This is a genomic window from Streptomyces sp. NBC_01017 (assembly GCF_045162795.1).
Classification (GTDB): Bacteria; Actinomycetota; Actinomycetes; order Streptomycetales; family Streptomycetaceae; genus Streptomyces; species Streptomyces machairae.
Map to the genome: position 1 here is coordinate 400,671 of NZ_CP108683.1, position 24,801 is coordinate 425,471.

Here is a 24,801-nt window from a genome sequence, read left to right on the forward strand (position 1 = left end):
AGACCGGCCGCCTGCCGGGTCACGCCGAGCACTTCCGCGACCTGACCGGCCGCATTTCTTATTCGAACAAATCCGCTGCCTGCAACCGCCGCCGCTCCAGCTCAGCTGGGCTCCGGCGAGTTCGAGTCCTCATGGATCCGTTATGCCGCACACATACCCGCTGACAAACGGCACCTCAAAGATCAGTACACGTCCGGGCACCGACATTCTGACGCCCATCAATGCGAGGCGTCGATTCTTTGATATATCCGAAGATAGCAGAGTAGTTGCCGTTCCAAAGCTAGCGTTAGCAGGTGGCCGGCTGGGGGAAAATTGTTCAACTTCTCAACGCATCGGTGTGCACATTGTGACAGTAGATGTGCCACGTGGTCAGGCTGCAGACCAAGAGCCAAGGCATTAACAGAACCTTCAACTGTTTCACGGTCGTGTCCTGCTAGATCGTTAGCCAACCGTACGGCCAATGCCGCATCGTCAAGGGCATCCCCCAGTGAAGTTGCTGCTGGGGAGGCGTCTGCGCTCTCGATCGTGGACCAAAGTACAGCTGTCACGAAATGCATTCCGATGCTTCTTGCGCCCTGCTTAAGATATTCTTGAATTGTTGGCAATTCGGCCCCCCCGGTGAGCGCTCGCGCCGCTCGCCGTTCGAAGCTCTGTCCGCTCAAGAACGAATCGGTTGCAGATTGAAAAAAAGAATACAGGCTGGGACCGGCCGGTTGATTCAGAAAACGTTCATGTATTGTTGACAGTGCCAGCGAGAGTGAATGAGTAGGATCTGCATTCTTGATGCTTATTACGGATCTACAGTCCTGCAAGCAGGCTTCGACGGCTCGGTCGGATTCTGATTTGAGATCATCGACGAAGACGTCTATCAGGGCTGTCCAAAGGATCGCCTGCGCGAAGAGGGAGCATTGATCCGATGGAAGCCAGGGAGCAATAAATGCGGCTAGGATGGCTGCGGGCATAATCTGCTCCTGGCGAACCGGCAAGGCAGTGGAACGAACCCACGTCTCAAGTTCTTGGGCAATCGATATCGACATTGCCGCTGCGTCGGCGATTGCCAAAGGATCTAGCGCTGTACACATTCTATCGATATCCCATGACCCTTTCTCCAGCCCTCCCGCCCCAGTGGGGTCATCGAGCTCCTCGATCATCATCGTGCTGGTCCATCCGTATTGGACTGCGCCTGCAGGCGTACCAGCAGATTTCGGGGATGGAGAATGGCCGATCGCGAGGGGCGGAGGTCGGCCTCGGGTTCGGGCCTGAGGCGCCAGCGTGCAATGATGCTGGCGAGGGTGAGTTCGATTAGCATGGCGGCGAATTCGTAGCCGATGCACTTGTTCGGCCCAGCCCCGAACGGGGCGAAGGCACCTCGCGGGAGGCTGCGCTCGTTTTCTGGATTCCAACGGTCAGGGTCGAATACATCAGGGTGTTCGTAAACACCGGGATGGTGCTGGACGACGTAAGGACTGAACACGACAGTCGATCCTCGGGGGATCGCGGTGCCGGCGAGCGTGGCATCGGTTGTAGTTGTTCGGGTGCTGAACCAGGCTGGCGGGTAGAGCCTTAGGGTCTCCTTGACCACCTGCCGGGTAAACGTAAGACGGGGAAGGTCGTCCCCACCGGCGATTCGATCACCGAGGACCGCACGTGCTTCGGCGTGAAGGCGTCGTTCGGCATCGGGATGCAGAGCCAGAAGTGTCACGGCCCAGGCCAGGGCGGCTGGGGTTGCTTCGGCGCCCGCCACCAGCAGGGCGATGCACTCGTCGCGCAGTTCCTTTTCGCTCATGCCGCTGGCCATCAGCGCGGACACGACATTTTCGTGGCCAGGGCGCGACGCGCGGTGTTGAGCGAGCAACTGGTCGATCGCCGCAGTCAATACCGCCATCGCCGCTTCACACCGCCGGTTGGCGGGGATAGGAAGCCTTTTGATGAGAGGTGTCGGCGAGGCATATCGCACGTATACATCGCGCACTACGGCGGCGATGGCGCGCCGCAGCTGCTCGACCGATCCCGGCACATCGTCAGCACCGAATAGCGCACGCAGCGTCGTCTTGAGACTGATTGCGTACATCGCTGGGCCGACTTCTATGGACTGTGCGTTGGTCCACCCACCGATAATCTCCTCGATCGTTGCCGTCATAACCGGAGCGTAGTTTGCCAAATGCTGATGTCTGAACGATGGCTGAAGCCGGCGCCGCTGCCCGCGGTGATCCGCGTGGGTTGAAGTGACGACTGTGTTGCCGAAAACATCCCTCATAGTCTCGAAAACCGGACCACCCTTGTCGAAGGTGCGGTTGTCGAGCAGCATTTCGTGCATGAGCTCAGGATGGCATGGCACGTACATCCTGGCGCGTCCGAACTGAACTTCCACCAGGTCTCCGTGTTGGGCTAGCGACGCGATCCAGCCGAGGGGGTCGCGCAGCAGGGCGAGTGTGTGCCCGAGCAGCGGTATGGCGCCTGGGGCCCGACCGGACTGCAGACCGCTGGTTGTGGTGGATAGGGGGTTGATCATGTTGTCATGCCTCCAGGATCCATGCAGCGATTCGTTTCCGTTCCGTCCATCGTGAGGGGCAGGCCGATGTGCCTGGCGACCCTTTGGGGCACTCCTTGGGGTGCCAGCCCAAGGCGCAGAGGCAGAGAACTACCAAAAGGATTCCGTACCTCGAATCGCACTTATACGCTCCAGTATCGAACTGGTACTGGGTGACTCCGCCCGGCATCACGCTTTGTAATGATGGGAGAGTTCATGCCGGAGAGCAACCGTGTATGTCCGCACGCGAAGCTGTTCGATCCCGCAGGCGTCCATCGTAACGACCCCCACCCGTTCCTGGCGCGCGCACGTCGAGAACAGCCCGTCTTCTACGCGCCGCAATTTGACCGATGGTGTGTCACTCGGTACGACGACATCGTCACGATTCTTCGGGATAAACAGAACTTCTCTGCTCGAGATCACAAACCTGCCCCGCTGAACGCAGAGCTGCCCCCGGATGTGCTTGAAACCCTAGCAACGTGGCGAGGTGACGAGGAGTCGGTAGCAACACGCTGGGATGGACTAGACCATACCAAAATGCGCGCCGTGGCGGGCGCTCAATTCACCCAGCGCGCCCTGTCACCGTTCGAATCCGATATCCGAGGGACGGCAGCCGCGTTGACAGCAAGATTGGTCGCCAGGGGTGACATCGACTTCATCTCTGAATTCGCGATCCCTTTCACATTGAACACCATTCTAAAGATATTGGGAATTCCTGATGAGTTTCAGGATCGGTGTCGACGATGGTCTCAGCATTGGCATGCACTCAAATTGAACCATCCAGATCTCAGCGACAGCGCTTTTGCGCGCCAGGCTGCGCAGAGTCTACGGGAATTTGGTTCTTTCGCGAGAGATATGGTGGCTCAACGGAAGTCCCGGCCACGCGACGACGTCATCAGCCACATGCTGCACAATAGCCAAAGTGAACGAAGCTTGACCGCCACTGAGGTCGTGGCACTTCTACCCACTATTATTTCGGCCGGCCACGAGACATCGGCCCAGGCACTGGCTCTCATCGTGTCCGATCAGTTGGACTCCCCCGGTGGTTGGTCCGAGCTCAGCGGCGGGCACGTTCCTATTGCTGGGATGATCGAGGAAAGTCTGCGTCTTGAGGCGCCCTTGTTCGGTGTGTTCCGCACGGCCAAGCGACCGGTCACGGTAGGAGGAATACAATTGGCGGAAGGAAGCCGGCTGCTGCTCCTGTGCGGTTCTGGCAATCACGACGAGAATAGATATGAGAACCCGACACAGCGCAACGTAGAACGTAAATTCGACTCGCCGCATCTGTCCTTCGGTCTGGGTTCCCACTTCTGTGTCGGTGCTCCGCTCGCTCGCCTCGAACTGACCATTGCCATGGAGGAACTCGCCGCTGGTCTACCTCAGCTCACTTTGGCACCAGAGGCGAGCCGCAGCTATCACCCCATTTTTCCGCTGCGGGCCCTGACCGAATTGAGGCTGCTTACATGACGCGACAGGAAATGCGAAACGGCAGTTTTGGTCCCGCAGGAGCGGTAGCAGGGTCGGATCCGCCTGCCGGCGGACATTCTGTGGCCGATATCGATATCCACCCGTCAGGAGATCGCTGGAGTCGTCTCGCCATTCGGATGTACCGGATCCCGAGTCGGCTCTTGTTCGAAATTGTCATGGCGTGGAGAATAACAGTCGGAGACTTCCCGGCGACGGTAATACCCTATCTGTGCGTGGCGACCAGCACATTCATAGCGGCTGGACTTCCGGCACGCGAGCTTCCTGTAGTCCTACTTAAAATCCTGACCTATGGATTCCTGTACATTTATGCATTCACGACTGTCAACCAGCTTGCCTCCGGCGAAGAGGACGCTGCAAACAAACCTCATCGCCCGCTGGCCAAGGGAATCGTCACGCGGCAATGGATGATTCGACGTGCCGTCGCAACAAATGCCCTGTTCATCACTATTGGGTTTCTCTTTTCGATTCCTTGGCCCACCTTGACGTGGCTGGCCCTTATTCACCTCCATAACATCTTCGACCGGATATATCGGCACTGGTTCTTCAAGAACGTTGTATTCATAAGCCTCGGCGCAGGGGTCGAACTTACCGCCGTTTGGGGACTTACCGCGCCTACCGCGCTGCCATGGGCGTGGATCTGCGTGACGTCGCTGCTGGCTGGAATCGGGTGCAACTGCCAGGACATCCGCGATGTGGTCGGCGATCGGCTGGTCAGACGTAAGACAATGTCTGTCGCGTGGGGTGAGAGAAATGCCCGCGCGGCCGCGGTGCTGATATTGTTCTCCACCCCCGTGATTCAGTACGCGGTGTTGCCATGGCCACCCCCAAGCGCCGCACTATTGATATGCCTCGGGATTCCGTGCGCCTTGATTTGGCTCAGCGCAACGCGGTTTCTTCTCTTCCGGAATCCAAGATCTGACCACTGGAGCTACCAACTCTTCTGCTTCTGGTGGTGTTCGGCACTTCTCCTGCAACCCCTGGTCATCACGGGATACATAGGCTGATGCATTTGAAGACAAACTCTGAGGTGGATCAGAATGAGGGCGGTATGACTAGTCCAACCGCGCCGTACGCGACTTCTCTGGTGGAATCCGGAGAGCCCGCGATGGCCTGGAGCGCGGCCGACGTCCCCACTCAGAACGGGCGGGTGGCCGTCGTCACCGGCGCCAACAGCGGGCTCGGCCTGGAGACAGCCAAGGTGCTGGCCGCCCGCGGCGCCACCGTGGTGCTCGCCTGCCGCGACCCGAAGCGCGCCGCGGCAGCCGCCGGGGTGGTAGGCAAACAGGGCGGCACGGCGGAGCTGCTCGCGCTCGACCTCGCCTCGCTGGACTCGGTGCGCGCTGCCGCCGCGGAGCTGCGCGAGCGCTTCGACCGCGTCGACCTGCTGTTCAACAACGCCGGTGTGATGTTCCCCGCCTACGGGAAGACCGCCGACGGCTTCGAACTCCAGCTCGGCACCAACCACCTGGGCCACTTCGCCTTCACCGGCCTGGTGCTGGACCGGCTGCTGGAGGTGCCTGGCTCGCGCGTCGTGGTCGTCGCCAGCCTAGTCCACCGGTTCGCGCGCGGCGGCATGAACTTCGACGACCTGCAGTCCGAGCGTCGCTACAGCCGGATCGGCGCTTACGGCCAGTCCAAGCTGGCCAACCTGCTTTTTGTTTATGAGTTGCAGCGCCGGCTCGCCGCCGCCGAGGCCCGGACGGTCGCGGTCGCGGCCCACCCCGGCTGCTCCAGCACCGAGCTGACCCGGCATCTGCCCGCCTGGATGCAGCGGGCCAGCCGGGTCCTGGTTGAGCCGCTGCTGGCGCAGCCCGCCGAGCAGGGTGCGCTGCCAAGCTTGCGTGCGGCGACGGATGCCCAGGCGCAGGGCGGCCAGTACTACGGTCCGAGGGGCTTCCAACAGACGCGCGGCGCGCCCCAGCTGGTCCGGTCGACCCCAGTCTCCTACGACACCGCCGCACAGCAGCGACTCTGGACGGTGTCGCAGGAGCTGACGGGGGTCGGCTTCCCGGTCTGAGGCTGACCTGTCGGATCAGCCCGGGGCACTGCCGCTCCTCGCCCAGCACACGGTGGGCGAGGACTTTATCAGTATTGGCGTTGTGCCCGCACGACCCGGCGGGAGGAGGCGGTGGTTCCTATTCCCTCCGTGTCGGTCGGTCGACGTCTCGGCACCGCGCGGCAGAAGTTCGAGGAGGCCGGGAGGATGAGCCTGCTTGTCGTTGGCCTGAGCCACCGCAGCGCGCCAGCCGGTCTGCTGGAGCGCGCCGCCCTAACGGGGCATCAGCCGTCCCGGCTACTGCACGCCTCGGCCTCCGCGCCGGTCGCCGAGTCCACACTGGTCAACACCTGCAACCGGATCGAGCTCTACGCGGAGGTGGACAACTGTCACGCGGGTGTGGAGATCCTGTCCACCCTGCTCGCCGAGCACTCCGGCGTCGGCCTGGACGAACTGACCCCGCACCTCTACGTGCACTACGAAGACCGGGCCGTCCACCACCTCTTCTCGGTGGCCTGCGGTCTGCACTCGATGGTCGTCGGCGAGGGGCAGATCCTCGGCCAACTGCGCGACGCCCTCAACACCGCGCAGGACCAGCACACCGCTGGCCGCTCGCTGAACGAGCTGTTCCAGCAGGCGCTGCGGGTCGGAAAGCGCGCCCACAGCGAGACCGGGATCGACAAGGCCGGGCAGACCCTGGTCATCTTCGGCCTGCAGCAGATCGCCGAGGTCTGCGGCCCGATCGCGGGCAAGCGCGCGCTGGTCGTCGGCGCCGGGTCGATGAGCTCGCTGGCTGCGGCCACCCTGCACGGCGAGGGCGTCGGCGAGCTGGTCGTCGCCAACCGGACCCTGGCCAAGGCCGAGCGTGTCGCGGCGCAGCTGGGCGGCACCGCCGTGCCGTTCACCGAGCTCGGGACCGCGCTGGTCGAAACCGACCTGGTCATCTCCTGTACCGGGGCGGCTGGAATCGTGCTGACCGCCGACGCGATCGAAGCCGCCGCGCAGAAGCGCAGCGCCGTCGCCGCGCCGCTCGCCCTGCTCGACCTGGCCATGCCCCGCGACGTGGACACCGCCGCGCACACGCTGGCCGGCGTCCACGTGGTGTACCTGGAGTCGCTTGCCACCGCGGCCCAGGACGCCGACTCCGGCGCCCTCGACATTGACGCGGTCCGCCGCATCGTCGCCGAGGAGGTCGACGCCTTCGGCGCGGCCCAGCGTGCGGCGGCGACCACCCCCAGCGTCATCGCCCTCAGGGCGATGGCCTCCGCGCTGGTCAATGCCGAGCTCGAGCGCCTGGACGCTCGCCTCCCCGGGCTGGAGGACCACACCAGGGCGGAGATCCAGCAGACCGTCCGCCGCGTGGTGAACAAGCTGCTCCACCAGCCCACCGTTCGCATCAAGCAGCTGGCCGGGGAACCCGGCGGCGCCTCCTATGCGGCGGCGCTGCGCGAACTGTTCGACCTCGATCCCATGGCCATTGAGGCGGTCAGTACCACCAGGACGATCTCATGACAGGTCCGACGAGCATGCAAGGAGATCACCTCCACCGGGTAGCGGTGCTTCTTGTACGACGTCACCACATCCGGCACGACCAGCCCCTCTCCCCAGACGGACAACCCCGAAGATCATCCCAGGCCAACTGACAACGTGACAGCACCGTGCTTCATGATCGGCACGTAGGTCATTTCCGGGGACACCGTCGGGAGCCACGCTGCTTTGCAGACCAAGCAGTTGCCATGACCCGCATGGCCCAGAGTCGTCACTGCCCCACGCAATCCGGATACGGCCGCATGCCGCGCGTCGCAGCCAGGGGGTCTTCCGGGCGGCCACCCAGCACGGTGGATGGAGCTACAGCGGGAGAGGAAGCGAGGAACACGTCCAGCAGCTCCTGCTCGTCCGGCTGGGACGGCGTCTCGACGACGGCCGAACGCTGGTTCTGGATCACTTTCAGTGCCAGGGCCACGGAGGGTCACCGAAACCGCGATCATGAACGGCCGTGAGTGATGTACTCATCCAGGACCTGTGGTTCCACCAGATCGAGGGTGTCGAGGTAGAAAACGCCGTGTCCGAAGGCGAGTTGGTGACCGTCCGGGCCCGGACAGGCGCGGAGCAGGCCGCGTGTCCGGCATGCGGGACCCTGTCGTCCCGGATTCACAGCCGGTACGTACGCCGGCTCGCCGACAGTGCGGTCGGCAGCCGTCGGGTGCTGATCGAGTTACAGGTGCGGCGGTTCCGTTGCCGTGAACGTGCCTGCCGACAGGCAACCTTCGCCGAGCAGGTCGACGGGCTCACCTTCCCCCGAGTTCCGCAGTCGATGGGCACGCGAGAGCCCTGTGGTCCCGCGACCTGCTGGGATACGCCAGGCAGACGTGTGCCTACGAGCCCTTCCTCAGGCTGTGACCTGGGGGATCGAGTGCAGTTTGCTCTTCCAGATTCCCCATCCGGATCGACAGGATCTGACGGTTCGTCCGGGTTATTGACAAATCGTCACATCGCGTCCTGTGATTCGCTGTTGAGAAACCCGCCCCGCCACCCTCATGTGGGCATGCGAGATCGGCGGCGTCGGCGCAGGTCAGCAACTCGGGGTACCGCGTATGCCCACCAACTGTCGAACTCGGGCTTCCGGCACTGGGGCGAAGTGCGGGTCTGCAGAAGGTACTTGAACGCCTCGCGGTGATGCTGGCTGGTCGGGCCGGAGCCCGGTTCTCCGAGGTCCTGACGACCCAGGTGAGCAAGTCGACGCTGCTGCGGCTGATCCGCCGCCTGCCAGAGCCCAAACCAACCACACCGCGCGTCTTGGGAGTAGACGAGTTCGCGCTGCGCAAGGGGCACAACTACGGCACGATCCTGATCGACATCGAGACCCGTCAGCCCATCGACCTGCTGCCGGACCGGACCACGACGACGGTGGCCCGGTGGCTCACCGATCACCCTGGTGTCGAAGTGATCTGCAGAGACCGCTCGACCGCTTTTGCCGAGGCCGGGCGGATCGGCGCCCCCGAAGCGGTCCATGTCGCGGATCGCTGGCACATCTGGTCCAACCTTGCCGAGGCCGTCGAGAAGACCGTCGTCCAGCACCGCGCTCTTCTCCGTCAACCGCACGACTCCGCCGCCACACCCATCAGTGCGGCCATGAAGACGATGGAACTCGAACCGCACGCCGCGCCGGGGCCGCGGACAGCAGGCCGCCTGTGCGACCGAATCCGGGAACAGCACGCGGCCGTCCATGCCCTCCTCTGCAAGGGAGTTGGGCTGCGAGCGATCGGCCGAGACCTCGGACTGGCCCGCAACACCGTTCGTCGCCTCGCCTACTCGGCGAGCCTGGACGAGCTTCTGGTCGGCCAGTGGACCGGCCGCACCAGCATCCTCGACCCCTACAAGCCCCACCTCCACCAGCGGTGGGCCGAGGGATGCACCATCGCCCGCCGTCTGTTCGAGGAAATACGTGCGCGCGGTTACACCGGTGGCGAGAGCGTCGTGAAGAAGTACGTCCACCGGCTGCCGGTCCGTAGCTGGGAGGCGTCCTCGGCGAAGGTGGTGTCGCGGACATGGTGCAGGGCCTCGATCTTCCAGTGGTCGCGGACGAGTTCGGCGAGCTGGCACGCGGTGGCCTGCTCGGCGGTCAGGCTGGTGACGGCGTAGACCGTCTTGACGGCGGTCTTGCCGGTCTTGAGGTCGGTGCGCCGGCGCTTGATCTGGACGGCCTGGCGGGCTCCGGGGAAGAGGAGGCTGTTGACGGTGGCGGCCTTGATCCGGCGGATCTCCGAGCGGCCGTGGCCGATGCCCCGGGTGCGTCCCTGGAGCGGGATGGCCTTCCAGGGAAGTGACTTGAGCTGTCAGCACAGCTTCTTCTGGTTCCCCTTGACGATCACGATGTAGTGGGCGTCCCGGCTGAGGAGGTAGTCGGCGTGCTCGCGCTGGGTATGCATCGCGTCGTTGGTGACGACGGTTCCTGCCAGGTCGGCGACGGTGTCCAGCAGCGGCTGGAAGCAGGTGATCTCGTTCGTCTTCTCGCCGACGTCCAGCTGGGCCAGGACCAGGCCGGTGGTGTGCTCCAGTGCGGCGAGCAGGTGGATCTTGCGGCCCTTCGCCTTGGCCGCGCAGCCCGGTCGCCTTCGGGCGTCGGTCGGCGAGCCGGCGTCCGACCGCCCGGTCCAGCGCGTCGCCGTCGATGCGGGCCAGTAGCCGCCGGACCGTCGTTTCCGCAGGCAGCAACCGCTTCGGAAACAGCGGGCCGAGGCGTATGCCGAGGCGTTGAAGGATGTGCGGCGGGGCGTCGGCGATCCACTCGCTGACTGCCGGCACAGAGGTCGCCCCCGCCAGAACCGCGCACGCGGTCAGCGCGAGGACGGCGACCAGAGCGTGCCGTACGCCGCGCGGGTCTCGCGGGCCGGGGTACCCGGCCAGCTGCTCCAGCAGACGCGGGACCTCGGCGGATACGGCCTCGGGCTGCTCACGGAGCTGGTCAAGGGCAGAGGGGATCAGCGAAGATGCGTCGGCAGGCACGGTCTTCCACTCGGATCACGGGGCGTAGAGAACTCCATGATCCTGGAAGCCGTGCCTGTCACGTTCCGGGGCACCGGCAAGCCGGCAGAACATCACGAACCGGACGTCACGCGACTACGCCGAAGCCCTGGGGGTGGGGTGGAATGCTCGCCGGGTCGGCGTCTGAGGAGGGGGACCCGGTCGTGTCGGACGCGGGCCCTCGTACAAGAAGCACAGCTACCCGGTCGAGGTCATCTCGCACTGCGTGTGGCGGTACTTCCGCTTCCCCTCAGCTACCGAGGTAGAGCCGCTCATCCTGGAGCGCGGCGTCATCGTCTCCCACGAGACCGTCTGCCGCTGGTGCCTGAAGCTCGGGCAGGCCTACGCCAACGCCCTGCGCCGACGGCGCCCGCAGCCCGGTGACAAGTGCCCCGACGAGGTCTTCATCAAGGCCGGCGGGAAGCAGAAGTACCTGTGGCGGCCGCCGACGCCGACGCACGGCATCGGGAAGGCCCGCCTGCCCAGAGGGCTGCCCGAAACGGAGGGAACGGCGAGCCATTCAACGGTAAGACTGACAACAATGCATTGAACGGTCAGCGCGGGCGATTCCGCCACAGCCGAGAGGGACTCTGATATTGGTGGAACGCCGAACCGCCGGTTTGAGGTGTCGTAGCCCAGTGGGCGACTCGGCCGCCTCTGGCCACGCATCGGCCGACACCATACCCAGCCCTTGTCAACCACACCGCCACGTCGCCATGTCCGGCTCGCCTCTCGGCGTGGCTACGTGTATCCAACGCTCTACTCAAAACCCCCATACCGCGCGGAAGGTCAGGGACTATGCTAATTTGCGGACTGAAGATGACACACGATGGCGGAATTGCCGTCATTGACGGGAACCGGCTCATATTTAGTATCGAGATGGAAAAGCTAGAAAACCTACCCCGCTATAGCCCCATCGACAATCTGGCGCGAGTTGAGAGAATCTTGTCCGGCGAAGGCGTCGACCTCGCCGCAATTGACAGATTCGTAGTCGACGGATGGCTCGTCGACCCCATAACGGGACGTACCGAGGTACCTGCGCGAGACGGTGCTCGAGAACTTCGTCTTCCGGTGGCGTCTTATGCCGAAGAGATGCTGGGAAGGAGGACGGAAAACCGCGGTGACCCCACCAGATCCATCGATTTTACGGAGCACAACTTCTCGTCGCACAGCATCGGGTATTCCAGCTACCATCACTCGACCGGCCACGTGCTCGCGTCGTACTGCGCTAGCCCCTTCGCCGCGCGAGGGGAGGACTCGCTCGTATTGACGTGGGACGGTGGCACCACTAGCCGACTCTACCATGCAACTGCCAATCCTCCAGGGCTCCGGCAAGTCGCAACAATCCTTCCCTTCTCAGGGCATCTGTTCTCGGCCATCTGCTGCAACTTTGATCCCTTTCGAATCGAGGGCGCCGCGAGCGCGCTGGAGGACGTAAACGCCAACACCCAGGCCGAGCTGCAGATGCAGATACTTTCAGTTGCTGGAAAGGCTATGGCGTACGCTGCTCTTGGAACGGTTGAGGAGTCTGCATTCCCAGTCCTTCGCGAACTTCTCTCGCAACTCACTCAGTCGAACGACGCAATTGAGCTCGCCGGTCAAGCCATGATGCTTGGCGGAAAAGTAGCTGCGGACCAAGACGCTCTATTCCCGGGAATGTCTAGCGCAGACATAATTGCAACTCTTCAAGCGTATATCGGAAATTTGATACTTGAGCAAGTGACTGCGGTGGTGCAGAAGTACTATAGCGGCTCGTACCCGAACCTCGCCCTCGCGGGTGGCTGCGCTCTAAATATCAAATGGAATACTAAGTTGCGCGCTTCCGGTCTATTCTCTGAAGTGTGGGCGCCTCCATTTCCAAACGACTCGGGAGCGGCTATCGGTGCTGCTTGCTGTGAGATGTTCTCAAAGGCTCGTAATTCTCGCCTCAACTGGAATGTTTATAGCGGCCCCCGCTTGACCGTGGGATCGATCCCGGAGGGATGGTGTTCAGAGGCGTGCGACGAAAGACAGCTTGCAGAGTTGCTTGTCGTTACTGGTGAGCCGGTCGTATTTCTATCCGGTCGAGCTGAGATTGGTCCGAGAGCTCTGGGTGGACGGAGCATACTTGCCCCTGCAACAGATGTCCGGATGAAGGATCGGCTGAATGCGGCGAAAGGACGGGCAGGCTATCGTCCGGTGGCGCCAATCTGTCTCTCCTCTCACGCCCCTGAAGTCTTTTCCCCGGGGACGCCTGACCCTTACATGCTCTTCGAGCATCACATCAGGCCTGAATGGGAGCAGAGAATTCCAGCCGTCGCACATTTGGACGGCACCGCTCGACTCCAGACAGTAGACCCCTCTGACGGGACTCCGATCAGCAAGCTGTTGTCAGAATACGAGCGCCTCAGTGGGATTCCAGTACTGTGCAATACAAGTGCGAACCTGAATGGACGAGGATTCTTTCCCGATGCTGCTACCGCGACCGAATGGGGGCGAATCAATTACGTCTGGTCAGAAGGGACTCTTTTTAGGAGGAGTGACATCTAATCCATCGTGCAACCCGAACGAAAAGAATCACGCTGACGGTGAGAGCAACACCAATGCACTGACCGGCCACAGCCGTCCACTTACATGCGGCGCGCATGCATACCTACGATCTGGGCCCGGCGCGTTGCCGCGCGCCAATCGCGTTCGTCACAGCAGGCGGCCTTGGTGATGCATTGCAGCGGAAGAGTGAGGGCGAGCGACGCGCCGGAACGTGGCATCCATCGCAAGCAGTGCTTGGAACCATCGTCATCCTCGGAGGGCCAGCGTGCCTAAGCGCACCGATATCCAGTCCGTCCTGGTCATCGTCTCCGGCCCGATCGTCATCGGCCAGGCCGCCGAGTTCGACTACTCCGGCACCCAGGCGTGCCGCATCCTGCGCGCCGAGGGCCTGCGGGTCATCCTCGTCAACTCCAACCCGGCGACGATCATGACCGACCCGGAGATCGCCGACGCCACCTACGTCGAGCCGATCACCCCCGAGTTCGTCGAGAAGATCATCGCCAAGGAGCGGCCGGACACGCTGCTGCCCACCCTGGGCGGCCAGACGGCCCTCAACACGGCGATCTCGCTGCACCAGGCGGGGACCCTGGAGAAGTACGGCGTCGAGCTGATCGGCGCCAACGTCGAGGCCATCAACAAGGGCGAGGACCGCGACCTCTTCAAGGACGTCGTCGAGGCCGTCCGCGCCAAGATCGGGCACGGCGAGTCCGCCCGCTCGGTCATCTGCCACTCCATGGACGACGTCCTCGCGGGCGTCGACACGCTCGGCGGCTACCCGGTCGTCGTGCGCCCGTCCTTCACCATGGGCGGCGCCGGCTCCGGCTTCGCCCACGACGAGGAGGAGCTGCGCCGCATCGCCGGCCAGGGCCTGACCCTCTCTCCCACCACCGAGGTGCTCCTGGAGGAGTCCATCCTCGGCTGGAAGGAGTACGAGCTGGAGCTGATGCGCGACAAGCACGACAACGTCGTGGTCGTCTGCTCCATCGAGAACTTCGACCCGATGGGCGTGCACACCGGTGACTCGATCACCGTCGCGCCCGCGATGACGCTGACCGACCGCGAGTACCAGACCCTGCGCGACATCGGCATCGCGGTCATCCGCGAGGTCGGCGTCGACACCGGCGGCTGCAACATCCAGTTCGCGGTGAACCCGGAGGACGGCCGGGTCATCGTCATCGAGATGAACCCGCGTGTGTCGCGTTCATCGGCTCTCGCCTCCAAGGCGACCGGCTTCCCGATCGCCAAGATCGCGGCCAAGCTGGCCGTCGGCTACACGCTCGACGAGATCCCGAACGACATCACGAAGGAGACCCCGGCCTCCTTCGAGCCGACCCTCGACTACGTGGTCGTGAAGGCCCCGCGCTTCGCCTTCGAGAAGTTCCCGCAGGCCGACTCCACGCTGACCACCACCATGAAGTCGGTCGGCGAGGCCATGGCCATCGGCCGCAACTTCACCGAGGCCTTCCAGAAGGCGCTGCGCTCGCTGGAGAAGAAGGGCAGCCAGCTCGACTTCGTCTCCCCGGTGGGCGACAAGGCGAAGCTGCTCGCCAAGGCCGTGCGCCCGACCGACGGCCGCATCAACACCGTCATGGACGCGATCCGCGCCGGCGCCACGGCCGACGAGGTCTTCGAGTCCACGAAGATCGACCCGTGGTTCGTCGACCAGCTCTTCCTGATCAAGGAGATCGCCGAGGAGATCGCCGAGGCCGAGAAACTCGCCCCGGGCCTGCTGCGCCACGCCAAGCGGCACGGCTTCTCCGACCAGCAGATCGGCGAGATCCGCGGCCTGCGCGAGGACGTCGTGCGCGAGGTGCGCCATGCCCTGGGCGTCCGCCCGGTCTACAAGACGGTCGACACCTGCGCCGCCGAGTTCGCCGCGCAGACGCCGTACTTCTACTCCTCCTACGACGAGGAGACGGAGGTCGCCCCCCGCGAGAAGCCCGCTGTCATCATCCTGGGCTCCGGGCCCAACCGCATCGGCCAGGGCATCGAGTTCGACTACTCCTGCGTGCACGCCTCCTTCGCGCTGAGCGACGCCGGGTACGAGACGGTGATGGTCAACTGCAACCCTGAGACCGTCTCCACCGACTACGACACCTCCGACCGGCTGTACTTCGAGCCGCTGACACTCGAGGATGTGCTGGAGATCGTCCACGCCGAGCAGCAGGCCGGTCCGGTCGCGGGCGTGCTGGTCCAGCTGGGCGGCCAGACCTCGCTGGGTCTCGCCCAGGCACTCAAGGACAACGGCGTGCCGATCGTCGGCACCTCACCCGAGGCGATCCACCTCGCTAAGGAGCGCGGCGCGTTCAGCCGGGTGTTGGCCGACGCCGGTCTGCCCGCGCCCAAGCTCGGCACGGCGTCTTCCTTCGAAGAGGCCAAGGCGATCGCCGACGAGATCGGCTACCCGGTGCTGGCCCGCCCCTCGTACGCGCTGGGCGGCCGCGGCATGGAGATCGTCTACGACGAGACCCACCTGAGCGCATTCATTGCTGAGTCAAAGGAAGTCAGCCCGCGACATCCGGTGTTCGTCGACCAGTTCCTGGACAACGCGATCAAACTGACTGTTGACGCCCTCTTCGACGGCGAGGAACTCTACCTCGGCGGCGTCATGGAGCACATCGAGGAGGCCGGCATCCACAGCAGCGACAGCGCCTGCGCGCTGCCCCCGATCACGCTGGGCGGCTACGACATGAACCGCCTGCGCGCGGCCACCGAGGGCATCGCGCGCAGCGTCGGGGTGCGCGGCCTGATCAACGTTCGGTTCGCACTAACCCGCGACCTATACGTCCTGAAGGCTTACCCGTACGCCTCGAATACCATCCCATTCTCCTCGAAGGCCACCGGCATACCCCTGGCCAAGGCGGCCGCCCGGATCTCCCTTGGGGCGACTATCACCGAACTACGGAAGGACGGAATCCTGCCTGATAGAGACGGAGGCAGATTCGCATTGAAAGACCTCACCGCAATCCTGCAGCCCATCATGCCGTGGTTGCGCTTTCGCGGCGACCTTAACATACGCGAACTGCACATGCCCCATAAGATGAGTTCCACTGGCCAAGTCATGGGAATTAGCTCTACCATCGGTAGTGCCTATGCTAAGGCACAGGCGAGCGCGTACTGCGCGTTGCCGACGAGCGGCAGGGTGTTCGTTTCAGTTGCCTGCTGTGACAAGCGCAGATTGGTTCTCCCTACCCGAGCCCTGGCCCGTCTGGGCTTCGAGATCATAGCCCCCAGTGACACCGTCGAGATATTGTGGCGCAATGGCATCTCGGCGACGATCGTGCTTAAGCAAAACAATGGAGAGCATCCCAAGAGCGGGCGAACCGTCGTCGATCTGGTCCGTGAAGGGGAGATTGACCTGGTCCTTAATATTTCAAATAGTCGCAGGGTCGATGAGATCCGCGCGGCGGCTGCCAGTCGTTCCGTTCCCTGTTTCACCACGTTCCGCGCGATGCATGCAGCGGTACAAGCCATCGACGCACTGGTACACAGAAATCTGCAGTGGGTTTCCCTTCAGGAAGCAGCGTCAGGCGGGTGCTGCCACGTTGGCGGCCATGAAAAGATCCTGCCTTGATCGTTCACGTGCGCGCCGGGGGCGTTGTCACGTTCGGGGCGTGCTGACTGAGGGCATTGCGAGGCTGGCGGTGGTCTGTGTTCAGCCCGGTGGCGGACATGCCGGTGGTGCTGGTGATGTGGTTCCAGATGGTGAAGCGGATGGTCATTTCGAGGCGGCACCGGTCGGCTGCCATGAAATACCGTCCGGGCCGGAAGTGAGGTGAGAGGTGCTGATGCCCCTATGGATGTCAAGCGACGGCTCCGGCGGTGTCAGTGCTATTGGCTGAGGTGCTGCTGGGACGATGAGTCGGTAGATCTCTCGTGCGACGTAGCGTTTGACACGGCAGCTGTAGTTCTTGATCACGGCTGGTCGTGGCAGCGGTGTCGTTGCTGGTGGCAGGCGGTTGCGACGGCTTGGTGACGGCGCCTCCAGGCGATCCAGCGCAGGACATGATCACGGTCGCGGGCGGCTGGGGGCAGCACGATGGCCCGCAGGAGACGGATGAGCTCGGGACAGGTCGGCGGGACGAGTCCGGGTTGCCGCTCGGAGCCCTCATGGATGGCTGCGGCCGTGAGAGCGAGGACGACGGCGGCGAACAGGGAGAACAGTGACCAGCGCATCCAGGAGTTCCAGCAGGTCACCTGACCCTGGTCGAGCCCGGTGAAGCCCTTTGTGAGCTGGAACGTTTCCTCGATCCGCCACCTGCGCGAGATCACTTCCATCAGTGTGGCGAGGGCGACGTCGCCGGGTGCCCAGCAGCGGAAGTAGGACACCTCGCCGGTGTAGCGGTGCCGCCGCGCGACCAGCACGCTCGTCCCCGCCCCGGCCGCGTTCTCGTTCTCGTTCTCGTTCTCGTTCTCGTCGGGAGTGTCGTCGGGGCGGACGTCGAGCCAGGCCCAGTCGTACTCGCGGGTGCCCTTGGTGCCGTGTCCGGTCTGCCGGCGCATCCACTGCTCGGGACGCACCTTGTTGATCAGTTTGCGGGCCTCCCACCGGCGGCCGCCCCCGTCGGTGACCTGGTACGTAGCGGCGATGCCGACCGTGTAGCCCAGACCCAGTGAGCGTATGCCCCGGCGCAGTTCACGCCCGCAGTACACCTCGTCGCCCGCGAACCAGCGTGCCTCGATCCCCGTGGCGAGTGCGCCGGTGACCATGGACAGCGCCTGCTGCGGCTTCGTCGCGAACCCGACCTCCTCCGGCACCCCGGCGACCTCGCGGCGTTCCTCGTCCGCGGCCCAGTCCGCCGGGAGATACAGGGCCCGGTCGATGATCACCTTCGTGGTCGCGGAGACCGCCGCCAGATGCACCGCCACCTGACACAGACCGACACCGCCGATCGCACCCGAGTACTGCCGTCCGGCTCCCACACACTCCGTCGAGGACTTCGCATCGCCCGTCTCGTCCACCACCAACACCACGTCCTGCCCGGCGAGTTCACCGGCCACCAGGCGGACGATCTCCTTCCCCGCCCGATCGTGATCGAACCGGGCACGGGACAACAGGTGCTGCAGCCGGTGAGGGCCCGGATGTCCCAACGCCTGCCCGAGCGTCCAGCAGTTCCGCGTGTCCACCTCCAGCAACAGTCCGGCGACCAACTCGGCGGCTGTCGCCCGCGTTTCACGCCGTGTGAAACAGCCCGCGACGGTTGCCATGACCCTCCCGAATGTCTCGCCCCACGTCTGCTCCGCTATCGTGGCCTCCGCGGCCACCGTGTCTTGATACGTCGTCACAAACGTTCATGATCGCGGTGGCCGTCCTCATGCCCGCACGCACCCCCGACAAGACACTGACCAGCCCAGACGCTGGAACTACAGCTGCCGTGTTTGACCTCGATCCGTCAGCGGGGTTTGGTCGCTGAGTGGCTCGGCGGTTCGCCTGAAATGTCCCCTGCCGGTCGGGGGTGGGCCGTCGCGTGACGCTGCGGCTCCGCGGTTCCACGGGCCCGGGGTGGTGGGGGTCTCCTCCGTTCTGGTCTTCGTCGGGACGGAGCCGGTCCGTCAGGTGAGGGCCGGAAGTCCAGTGAGTCGCTGCCGGCAGACGGTGAACGCCTTGGCCCAGGGCCAGGTGGAGTCGATGCGGAGCCAGCGGCAGCGGGCGTGTTTCGTGAGGCGGGCGGGCAGGTGGTAGAGGCGAAAGCGCATGGTGTCGATCTCGGCGTCGGCCAGGTCGTCGACGTCGTGCAGGCCCAGGAGCCTCAGCCAGGCGTCGAGGTCGGCGGCCAGGTTCGCGGCGAGCATCCAGCCGCGGTTCACATCCCAGGACTTGGATGGGAGATTGTGCAGGCCCATCGCCTTGTTCGTCCGCACCCGGTCCTCCACTTCAGCGTGATCACGGTGGAGGACGTCGAGGAATTGAGGCTGGTGGGAGCCGGCGATGCCCCACATCCGGCCGATGTTCGTCGCGGTGATGCTGTAGCGCCAGCCGGTCTTGCGCTCGAAGCCGGTAAGTTTCTTGATCTGCCGGCCCGACGGCTTGACCCGCCGGACGATCAGCCGGGTGCCGTCGGGCCAGCCCTCCCGGGTGTTCAGGCCGGTCAGCTCGGCCACGAAGTAGGCGGCCTGGAGGCCCAGGGCTGCGCGCCGGTCGTAGACCAGCTGACCAAGGTCATGGGCCAGTTCGGCCTCCTCGTACAGGCGGTCGTACTGGGTGTTCTCATCCACTGCTGCGCCGAGGAGCTTGCGGTGGCGGCGGGTCTTCCACTCGGCGTGTTTCATGGCAGTTCCTCCATCGGGCTGTAAAGGTCGTGTTCGGTGGCCGGCGCATGGCTGGCCTCGCATGCGGCCTGGGCGGCGTGAGCGCGGGCCACCTCCGCGGTCTCGCGCATCTTCGTCTTGCGGAAGACGGTGAGCGGAACGACACGACGGTCGGGGGCGAGCCAATAGGTGATGCGCTGGGCGTTGCCCGCTTCGTCACAGGCGCAGAGTCGACAACCGCAGTGACGGCCTTCATCGACTGGGACCACCACACCATCGCCTACAGCAGCGCCGGCCACCCCCCACCCGCCCTGCTCCATCCCGACGGCACCGTGACCTTCCTCGACCAGGCCACCGACCCACCACTAGTAGACTGTCGTGGCTAATTCTTGGGATAAAGGTGGCGCAGTTTGATGCGTGCGTCATGGGTGGTGAACTGCCAGTTCACTTGGCGTTGGTCGGTGTTGGTGGCGTTCTGCCAGGCCGAGAGTTCGGTGTTGAGTGTGTCGAGGTCGCCGATCCGGCGGTCGAGGCATTGCCGGGTCAGCGCGGAGAGTTCGATCTCGGCGATGTTGAGCCAGGAGCCGTGTTTGGGTGTGTGGTGGATCTCGAGGCGCTGGGCCGGGGCGAAGGCCTCTTCTGGTTCGAATGCCTCGTACAGGGAGGCGATGGTGTGGGTGTTGAGGTTGTCCATCACCAGCACCACGGTCGCGGCGTCGGGGTGGTCCACGGTCAGTAGCTGCTTGACCTGGCCGGCCCAGTCGATCCGGGTCCGCCGGGACAGTGCCTGCGTGCGACGCCATCCGCGTAAGGGTTCGGTCCATACGAAGACGGAGCAGGTGCCGCAGCGGATGTACTCGCTGTCCTGGCACGCGTCGCGGCCGGGCCGGGCCCGTGGGGGTCGCGGACATGGGTGAGGAGCTGGTAGGGCTTCTCGTCCATGCACACCACCGGACGTGCCGGGTCATAGGGCCGGGCATGGACGGCCAGTACGTCCTCCATGCGCGCCGCGAACTCGGCGTTCGCTCGGGGCGGGATGGTCCAGCACTTCTTCAGGTGAGGACGCAGTTCCGTTTTTTTAAGACCCGGCCGATGGTGGAGTGGTCCAGATCAGGGATGTCGTCGACGAGTGCCACGTGCTTCTCCAGTAGCCGCAAGGACCACCGCGCATGGCCCGGGGGCTCAGGGAGCATGCCATCGCGATCAGTCGGGCTTCGACCTCGCCGGTCACCGGCGAGGGCACCGGCGGCAGGTCGCGTTTCTTCCGTGCGATCGTGGCGTGAACATCGCCACCGGTCTCGGTGAAGCGCTTGGCGACCAGCCGCAATGTCTCACCGGAGACACCGAGCCGGGTCGCGATCACCTCCTTGGAGTCCACCTCACCCACCGAGGTGTCCAGCGCGAGCAACACCCGCGCACGCATGATCATCGAGGCTCTGCGCACACCCGTCGTGGTCACCCGGACCAGCTCCTCGCGATCCCGCGCAGTCAACCTGACCGGATACTTCTTCTGCGAACCCATGACAACAACCCTGTCCGGCAAGGAGGAAAGACCCTGTCGTCACGAACATCCCAGCCAGAAACACCATAGCTAAGCAGCGACACGCTACGGGTCTGTCCAATCATCGGCTGGTGGATCATGGTGGAGTGATACGTCGTCATGAACTCACCGATCAGGAGTGGGAGTTACTCGCTCCGTTGATACCGCGGGCTGCCACAGGCCGGCCTCGCGTGGAGGACCGGCACGTCATCAACGCGATGGTCTACAAGATCCGAACCGGGATCTCGTGGCGCGACCTGCCGGAACGCTACGGACCGTGGAAGACGGTCTACACCCGCTTCCGCCGCTACGCCCTGGACGGCGTGTTCACCCGAGCCCTGCAGACCATCCAGGCCCACGCGGACGCAGCCGACGGCATCGACTGGCTCGTCCAGATCGACTCCACCATCGTCCGCGCCCATCAGCACCCCGCCGCCACCGGCCGAAAAGGGGGGCGGCACCAGCCGGACGAACCGGACGATCACGCCCTCGGCCGATCCCGAGGCGGACTGACCACCAAGGTCCACCGTCGACAGGTGGGAGAAGGCGGCCCAGAACATGCTGCAGTCACACGAACGCCCATCCTTCCAGGCACCCGTGACGCCCAGTCACCGCTCCACAGAGAGGACTCTGGTGCGCAATTCCTGACGCGGGGTCGGCTGAGTACGCGATGATCGCCTGAGCGGTCGCCTTTCCCGTCGTGCGGCCGCGGGGGTGATGTAGATGTCGATGCGGCCCAAGGGCCTGCCACCGGTTCCCGAGCAGACCGCGGCGGTGGCCCGCGCCGCGTTCCCCAAGGGCACCCTGGCGATACGGGTCCGCGACCGGCTCGCGGAAGTCTTCGCCGACGAGCCGTTCGCCGAGGCGTTCGGGGTGCGCGGGGCGCCGGGCCTCTCGCCGGGCGCCTTGTCGCTGGTTACGGTGCTGCAGTTCGCCGAGAACCTCACCGACCGGCAGGCGGCGGCGATGGCGATACGCGCGATCGACTGGAAATACGCCCTCGGGATGGAGCTGGCGGACACCGGCTTCGACCACAGCGTGCTGCCCCGGTTCCGGACGAGGCTGGCCGAGCACGGCCTGGAGCGCACGGTTTTCGACCGGCTGCTGGAGCACTGCAAGGAGGCCGGGCTGGTGGCCGCCGGCGGCAGGCAGCGCACCGACGCCACCCACGTCATCAGCGCGGTCCGGGACCTGAACCGCACCGAGCTGGCCGGCCAGAGCGTGCGGGCGGCCCTGGAGGCACTGGCGGTGGCCACCCCCGCCTGGCTCGCCGAGGCAGTCGACATCGCCGAGTTCGCGCACCGCTACGGGGAGCGGATCAACGGCTGGACGATGCCCACGTCCAAGACCAAGCGTGAACGGCTCGCCCAGGTGTTCGGGCAGGACGCGCTGACACTGTGCCGGGCGGCCTGGGCCGATGCCACCCCGCCGTGGATCCGCGAGATCGAGGCCGTGCAGCTATTGCGGCAGGTGCTGGTGCAGACCTACTACATCCACACCGACAACCGGGGGCGGGAGGTGGTCAGGAAGCGGGAGGCCGACACGGACGGAGTCCCGCCCGGCAGTATCCGCCTGGCCTCGCCCTACGACGCCGATGCGCGCTGGGCGGCCAAGGGCGAGGAACTGTTCTGGCTGGGCTACAAGGTCCATTTGACCGAGTCCTGCCACACTCCCCCCGAAGCCGAAGCCGAAGCCGAAGCCGAAGCCAGGGACAGGGACAGGGAAGGACGCGGGGAGGAGGACGGCGGGCTACTGCCGCCGAACCTGATCACGGATGTGATGACCACCCACGCCGCCGTCCCCGACGTGCAGGCCACCGCACCCATCCAGCAGCGGCTGCGCGAGCACGGCCTGCCGTCCGGCGAGCACTACCTCGACTCCGGCTACCCCTCCGCCGACCTCATCCACGCCGCCGCCAAGCTCGGCACCGAAATGGTGACCCCCGCCCTGCTCGACCACTCCCGGCAGGCCAGGGCCGCCGAGGGCTTCGACAAGAGCGCGTTCTCCATTGACTGGAAGGCCCGCCAGGCGCGCTGCCCGGCCGGACGCACCAGCAGCAATTGGAACCCCGTCCAACAGCACCGCAGGGACGCCATCGTGGTCACCTTCGCCGCCACAACCTGCGGGAGCTGTCCTCTCCGCGACCGGTGCACCACCTCCCGCCAGGGCCGCCGGATGCTCACCCTGCGCCCCCGCGAACTGCACGAGACCCTCGCCGCCGCCCGCGCCGAACAGCAGACCGACGCCTACAAGGCCCGGTACAGGCTGCGGGCCGGCGTGGAAGGCACCATCAACCAGGCCCTCGACGTCACCGGGATGCGCAGAGCCCGCTACCGCGGCCTGCCCAAGGTCCGTCTCCAGCACGCCTTCTCCGCCACCGCGATCAACGTCGTGCGGCTCGACGCCTACTGGAGCGGACACCCGCTCGACCGTACCCGCAGCAGCCGCCTCACCCGGCTCAGCTACCAACTCGCAGGCTGACGCACGAATTGCGCACCAGAGTCAGAGAGTGGATCAAAACCGCTTGTCATGGCCGCCGTCACGCACTCCGAGTAGCAGGACGCCACCGCGACCTGGAAGAAGACCTACGGGCACCAAGCTCTGATGGGGTTCGTCGATCACGGAAGTGGTGGCGGCGCCCAGCCGGTGGCTGGCCTGCTCAGGCCGGGCAACGCAGGCAGCAATACCGCCGCCGACCACATCACCACCGCCCAACTCGCCCTGGCCCAGCTGCACAAGAAATACCGGCGTGGACGTCAGACGCTGATGCGTACCGACTCCGCAGGCGGAACCCACGAGTTGGCCGCCTGGCTCGCGAAGCGGCGCCGGTGACTGTCGTACTCGGTCGGTATGACCATCACCGACGCCATCCACGAGGCCGCCCTCAAGGTCCCGCCCACCGCGTGGACGCCTGCCGTCGAGCCGGGCGGCGAGATCCGCGACGGCGCCTGGGCCGCCGAACTCGACGGCGACGCACTCAAGGGCAGGCCGAATGGAATGCGGCTGATCGTCCGCGAGGAACGGCCCCACCCCGGAGCTCAGTTGCGCTTCACCGGCGCCGACGGACTACGGCTCACCGCCTTCGCCACCAACACCACCGGCGAGGCGTTGTCACATTGTCGGCGGCGCGATCGGTTGACGATGCGTCAGGATGTGTGGGCCGGGAGGGACTCCGTTGTTCAGGCTGTGGTGGGCAGGCTCGTGACGCCGGTGATGTGGTTCCAGATTGGTGAATCGGATGATCATTGGCACTGTCACGTTGTCGGTGGTGGGGTGGGATGATCTTCGCGGTGTGTGTGTCCGGGGAGGGGATCGATGGTGCTGTCACGGTGACGGTTTGCGTGATGTTACCGGTGTGTCTCGGGGAGCCAGGGCGGAGCCATGGACGGATCGCGGCGACGGACCCTGCGATCGATGCGTCTCGCTGGGCTGCCGCCTTGGGCCGGCGGGACCGGCACCGGTCCGCGATGATCTCGCAGGCGCCGGTCTCCTTCCTGGCCTGTCGACCGCCCCGCTCAACGAGCCAACTCCAGCTGGGCAGTCGACACATCACCCCTTCGCCGCACCCGCTCGCGCCCCGCGGAGTGCACCGCGAGGGCCTGGCACTGACGGCTGGGAAGCCCCAGGCCCTCGGCGCGCCGGGGAGGCTCATGCACCATTGCACTGGACGGGCCGGCCGGCCTGCGGGCTCGCGGACGCACTACCTCCCGATCCCCCCGCTGGCGGACAGCACGGCGTAGGCTTGTTCTCGGTCCATCAGGGGCCCTCCTACCCATGAACGGAATCTCTCTTCCTAAACCGGGCATCGTCCGCACCCCGGCCGGAGCGGGAGGCCCCGCTCCTTCATCGCATCACGTTGTCAGTGACGGAGTGGGATGATCTTCGGGTTGGTGTCTGGGAAGCGGAGCCGGTCGTGTCGGACGCCCCGCCGTCGCAGAGGAACCA

At 65.0% G+C, this 24,801-nt stretch carries 20 protein-coding genes and 4 pseudogenes; 13 read left to right on the forward strand and 11 right to left on the reverse strand.

Translation table 11 applies throughout. From position 1 onward, the window contains the following. Positions 1-218 precede the first annotated feature (218 nt). Positions 219-1,154: a terpene synthase family protein gene (locus OG331_RS02010; protein ID WP_406191045.1), complete on the reverse strand. Its 936-nt coding sequence runs from the start codon at positions 1,152-1,154 to the stop codon at positions 219-221. Beyond that, positions 1,151-2,512 carry a cytochrome P450 gene (locus tag OG331_RS02015; RefSeq protein ID WP_406191049.1) on the reverse strand — a complete coding sequence of 454 codons (1,362 nt, stop codon included), beginning with the start codon at positions 2,510-2,512 and terminating at the stop codon, positions 1,151-1,153. Before OG331_RS02015 ends, OG331_RS02010 begins: the two co-directional genes overlap by 4 nt. 234 nt (positions 2,513-2,746) lie before the next feature. Between OG331_RS02015 and OG331_RS02020 the strand changes: the two genes are divergently transcribed. The 4 genes from OG331_RS02020 (at position 2,747) to OG331_RS02035 (ending at position 7,526) form a co-directional block, all read left to right on the forward strand. Beyond that, positions 2,747-3,997, forward strand: a complete 1,251-nt coding sequence (locus tag OG331_RS02020) for a cytochrome P450 (RefSeq protein ID WP_406191052.1) — start codon at positions 2,747-2,749, stop codon at positions 3,995-3,997. Between the two features lie 233 nt (positions 3,998-4,230). After that, positions 4,231-5,022, forward strand: a complete 792-nt coding sequence (locus OG331_RS02025) for a UbiA family prenyltransferase (protein WP_406191054.1) — start codon at positions 4,231-4,233, stop codon at positions 5,020-5,022. A 101-nt stretch (positions 5,023-5,123) separates the two neighbouring features. Further along, positions 5,124-6,035, forward strand: coding sequence for an oxidoreductase (locus tag OG331_RS02030; protein WP_406209611.1), 912 nt, complete (start codon positions 5,124-5,126; stop codon positions 6,033-6,035). A gap of 186 nt (positions 6,036-6,221) precedes the next feature. Further along, positions 6,222-7,526, forward strand: coding sequence for a glutamyl-tRNA reductase (locus OG331_RS02035; RefSeq protein WP_406191056.1), 1,305 nt, complete (start codon positions 6,222-6,224; stop codon positions 7,524-7,526). Positions 7,527-7,773: 247 nt separating this feature from the next. Here OG331_RS02035 and OG331_RS02040 read toward each other — a convergent pair whose 3' ends face one another. Beyond that, positions 7,774-7,977 (reverse strand): hypothetical protein, encoded by a 204-nt coding sequence (locus tag OG331_RS02040; protein WP_406191059.1) that lies wholly within the window; start codon positions 7,975-7,977, stop codon positions 7,774-7,776. Between the two features lie 117 nt (positions 7,978-8,094). On the opposite strand from OG331_RS02040, the gene OG331_RS02045 reads away from it, so the two are divergent. Together OG331_RS02045 and OG331_RS02050 are read left to right on the forward strand one after the other, a co-directional pair. Then, positions 8,095-8,691: a transposase family protein gene (locus tag OG331_RS02045; protein WP_406209613.1), complete on the forward strand. Its 597-nt coding sequence runs from the start codon at positions 8,095-8,097 to the stop codon at positions 8,689-8,691. Between the two features lie 119 nt (positions 8,692-8,810). Further along, positions 8,811-9,656 (forward strand): transposase, encoded by an 846-nt coding sequence (locus OG331_RS02050; RefSeq protein WP_406191061.1) that lies wholly within the window; start codon positions 8,811-8,813, stop codon positions 9,654-9,656. 194 nt (positions 9,657-9,850) lie between these two features. Here OG331_RS02050 and OG331_RS02055 read toward each other — a convergent pair whose 3' ends face one another. Together OG331_RS02055 and OG331_RS02060 are read right to left on the reverse strand one after the other, a co-directional pair. Next, positions 9,851-10,321, reverse strand: a complete 471-nt coding sequence (locus tag OG331_RS02055) for an ISAs1 family transposase (RefSeq protein WP_406209615.1) — start codon at positions 10,319-10,321, stop codon at positions 9,851-9,853. Next, positions 10,215-10,520: pseudogene (locus OG331_RS02060) on the reverse strand (transposase family protein); the annotation flags it as partial. The pseudogene OG331_RS02060 and the gene OG331_RS02055, both read right to left, overlap by 107 nt. A gap of 232 nt (positions 10,521-10,752) precedes the next feature. On the opposite strand from OG331_RS02060, the pseudogene OG331_RS02065 reads away from it, so the two are divergent. The 3 genes and pseudogenes from OG331_RS02065 to carB all read left to right on the forward strand — a co-directional run. Next, positions 10,753-10,980: pseudogene (locus OG331_RS02065) on the forward strand (IS6 family transposase); the annotation flags it as partial. Between the two features lie 356 nt (positions 10,981-11,336). Further along, positions 11,337-13,067, forward strand: coding sequence for a carbamoyltransferase N-terminal domain-containing protein (locus tag OG331_RS02070; RefSeq protein ID WP_406191064.1), 1,731 nt, complete (start codon positions 11,337-11,339; stop codon positions 13,065-13,067). A gap of 265 nt (positions 13,068-13,332) precedes the next feature. Then, positions 13,333-16,641 (forward strand): carbamoyl-phosphate synthase large subunit, encoded by a 3,309-nt coding sequence (gene carB, locus OG331_RS02075; RefSeq protein ID WP_406191067.1) that lies wholly within the window; start codon positions 13,333-13,335, stop codon positions 16,639-16,641. A gap of 4 nt (positions 16,642-16,645) precedes the next feature. On the opposite strand, the gene OG331_RS02080 is transcribed toward carB, so the two are convergent. From OG331_RS02080 to OG331_RS02095, 4 genes are all read right to left on the reverse strand, one after another. Then, complete coding sequence (locus OG331_RS02080) at positions 16,646-16,789, reverse strand: hypothetical protein (protein WP_406191070.1); 144 nt, start codon at positions 16,787-16,789, stop codon at positions 16,646-16,648. A gap of 193 nt (positions 16,790-16,982) precedes the next feature. Then, on the reverse strand, positions 16,983-18,275 hold the full coding sequence (locus OG331_RS02085) for an IS701 family transposase (RefSeq protein WP_406191072.1): 1,293 nt from the start codon (positions 18,273-18,275) through the stop codon (positions 16,983-16,985). A gap of 345 nt (positions 18,276-18,620) precedes the next feature. Next, entirely contained in the window at positions 18,621-19,337 is a 717-nt protein-coding gene (locus OG331_RS02090) for a transposase (RefSeq protein WP_406191074.1), read from the reverse strand. Then, positions 19,334-19,588, reverse strand: coding sequence for a hypothetical protein (locus OG331_RS02095; RefSeq protein ID WP_406209618.1), 255 nt, complete (start codon positions 19,586-19,588; stop codon positions 19,334-19,336). Before OG331_RS02095 ends, OG331_RS02090 begins: the two co-directional genes overlap by 4 nt. On the opposite strand from OG331_RS02095, the pseudogene OG331_RS02100 reads away from it, so the two are divergent. Further along, positions 19,508-19,684: pseudogene (locus tag OG331_RS02100) on the forward strand (SpoIIE family protein phosphatase); the annotation flags it as partial. The gene OG331_RS02095 and the pseudogene OG331_RS02100 sit on opposite strands and share 81 nt — an antisense overlap. Positions 19,685-19,698: 14 nt before the next feature. Here the strand turns inward: OG331_RS02100 and OG331_RS02105 are convergent. Together OG331_RS02105 and OG331_RS02110 are read right to left on the reverse strand one after the other, a co-directional pair. Beyond that, positions 19,699-20,262: a transposase gene (locus OG331_RS02105; protein ID WP_406191077.1), complete on the reverse strand. Its 564-nt coding sequence runs from the start codon at positions 20,260-20,262 to the stop codon at positions 19,699-19,701. 132 nt (positions 20,263-20,394) lie between these two features. Beyond that, on the reverse strand, positions 20,395-20,838 hold the full coding sequence (locus OG331_RS02110; RefSeq protein ID WP_406191079.1) for a helix-turn-helix domain-containing protein: 444 nt from the start codon (positions 20,836-20,838) through the stop codon (positions 20,395-20,397). A 125-nt stretch (positions 20,839-20,963) separates the two neighbouring features. Here OG331_RS02110 and OG331_RS02115 point away from each other — a divergent pair, with 125 nt between their 5' ends. From OG331_RS02115 to OG331_RS02125, 3 genes and pseudogenes are all read left to right on the forward strand, one after another. Beyond that, positions 20,964-21,530, forward strand: coding sequence for an IS5 family transposase (locus OG331_RS02115; protein WP_406191081.1), 567 nt, complete (start codon positions 20,964-20,966; stop codon positions 21,528-21,530). Positions 21,531-21,579: 49 nt separating this feature from the next. Continuing rightward, the gene (locus OG331_RS02120; protein WP_406191083.1) at positions 21,580-23,337 is read left to right on the forward strand and encodes a transposase; all 1,758 of its coding nucleotides are present in this window, start codon (positions 21,580-21,582) and stop codon (positions 23,335-23,337) included. Positions 23,338-23,412: 75 nt separating this feature from the next. Further along, positions 23,413-24,009, forward strand: a pseudogene (locus OG331_RS02125) (transposase); the annotation flags it as partial. Between the last annotated feature and the right edge of the window lie 792 nt (positions 24,010-24,801).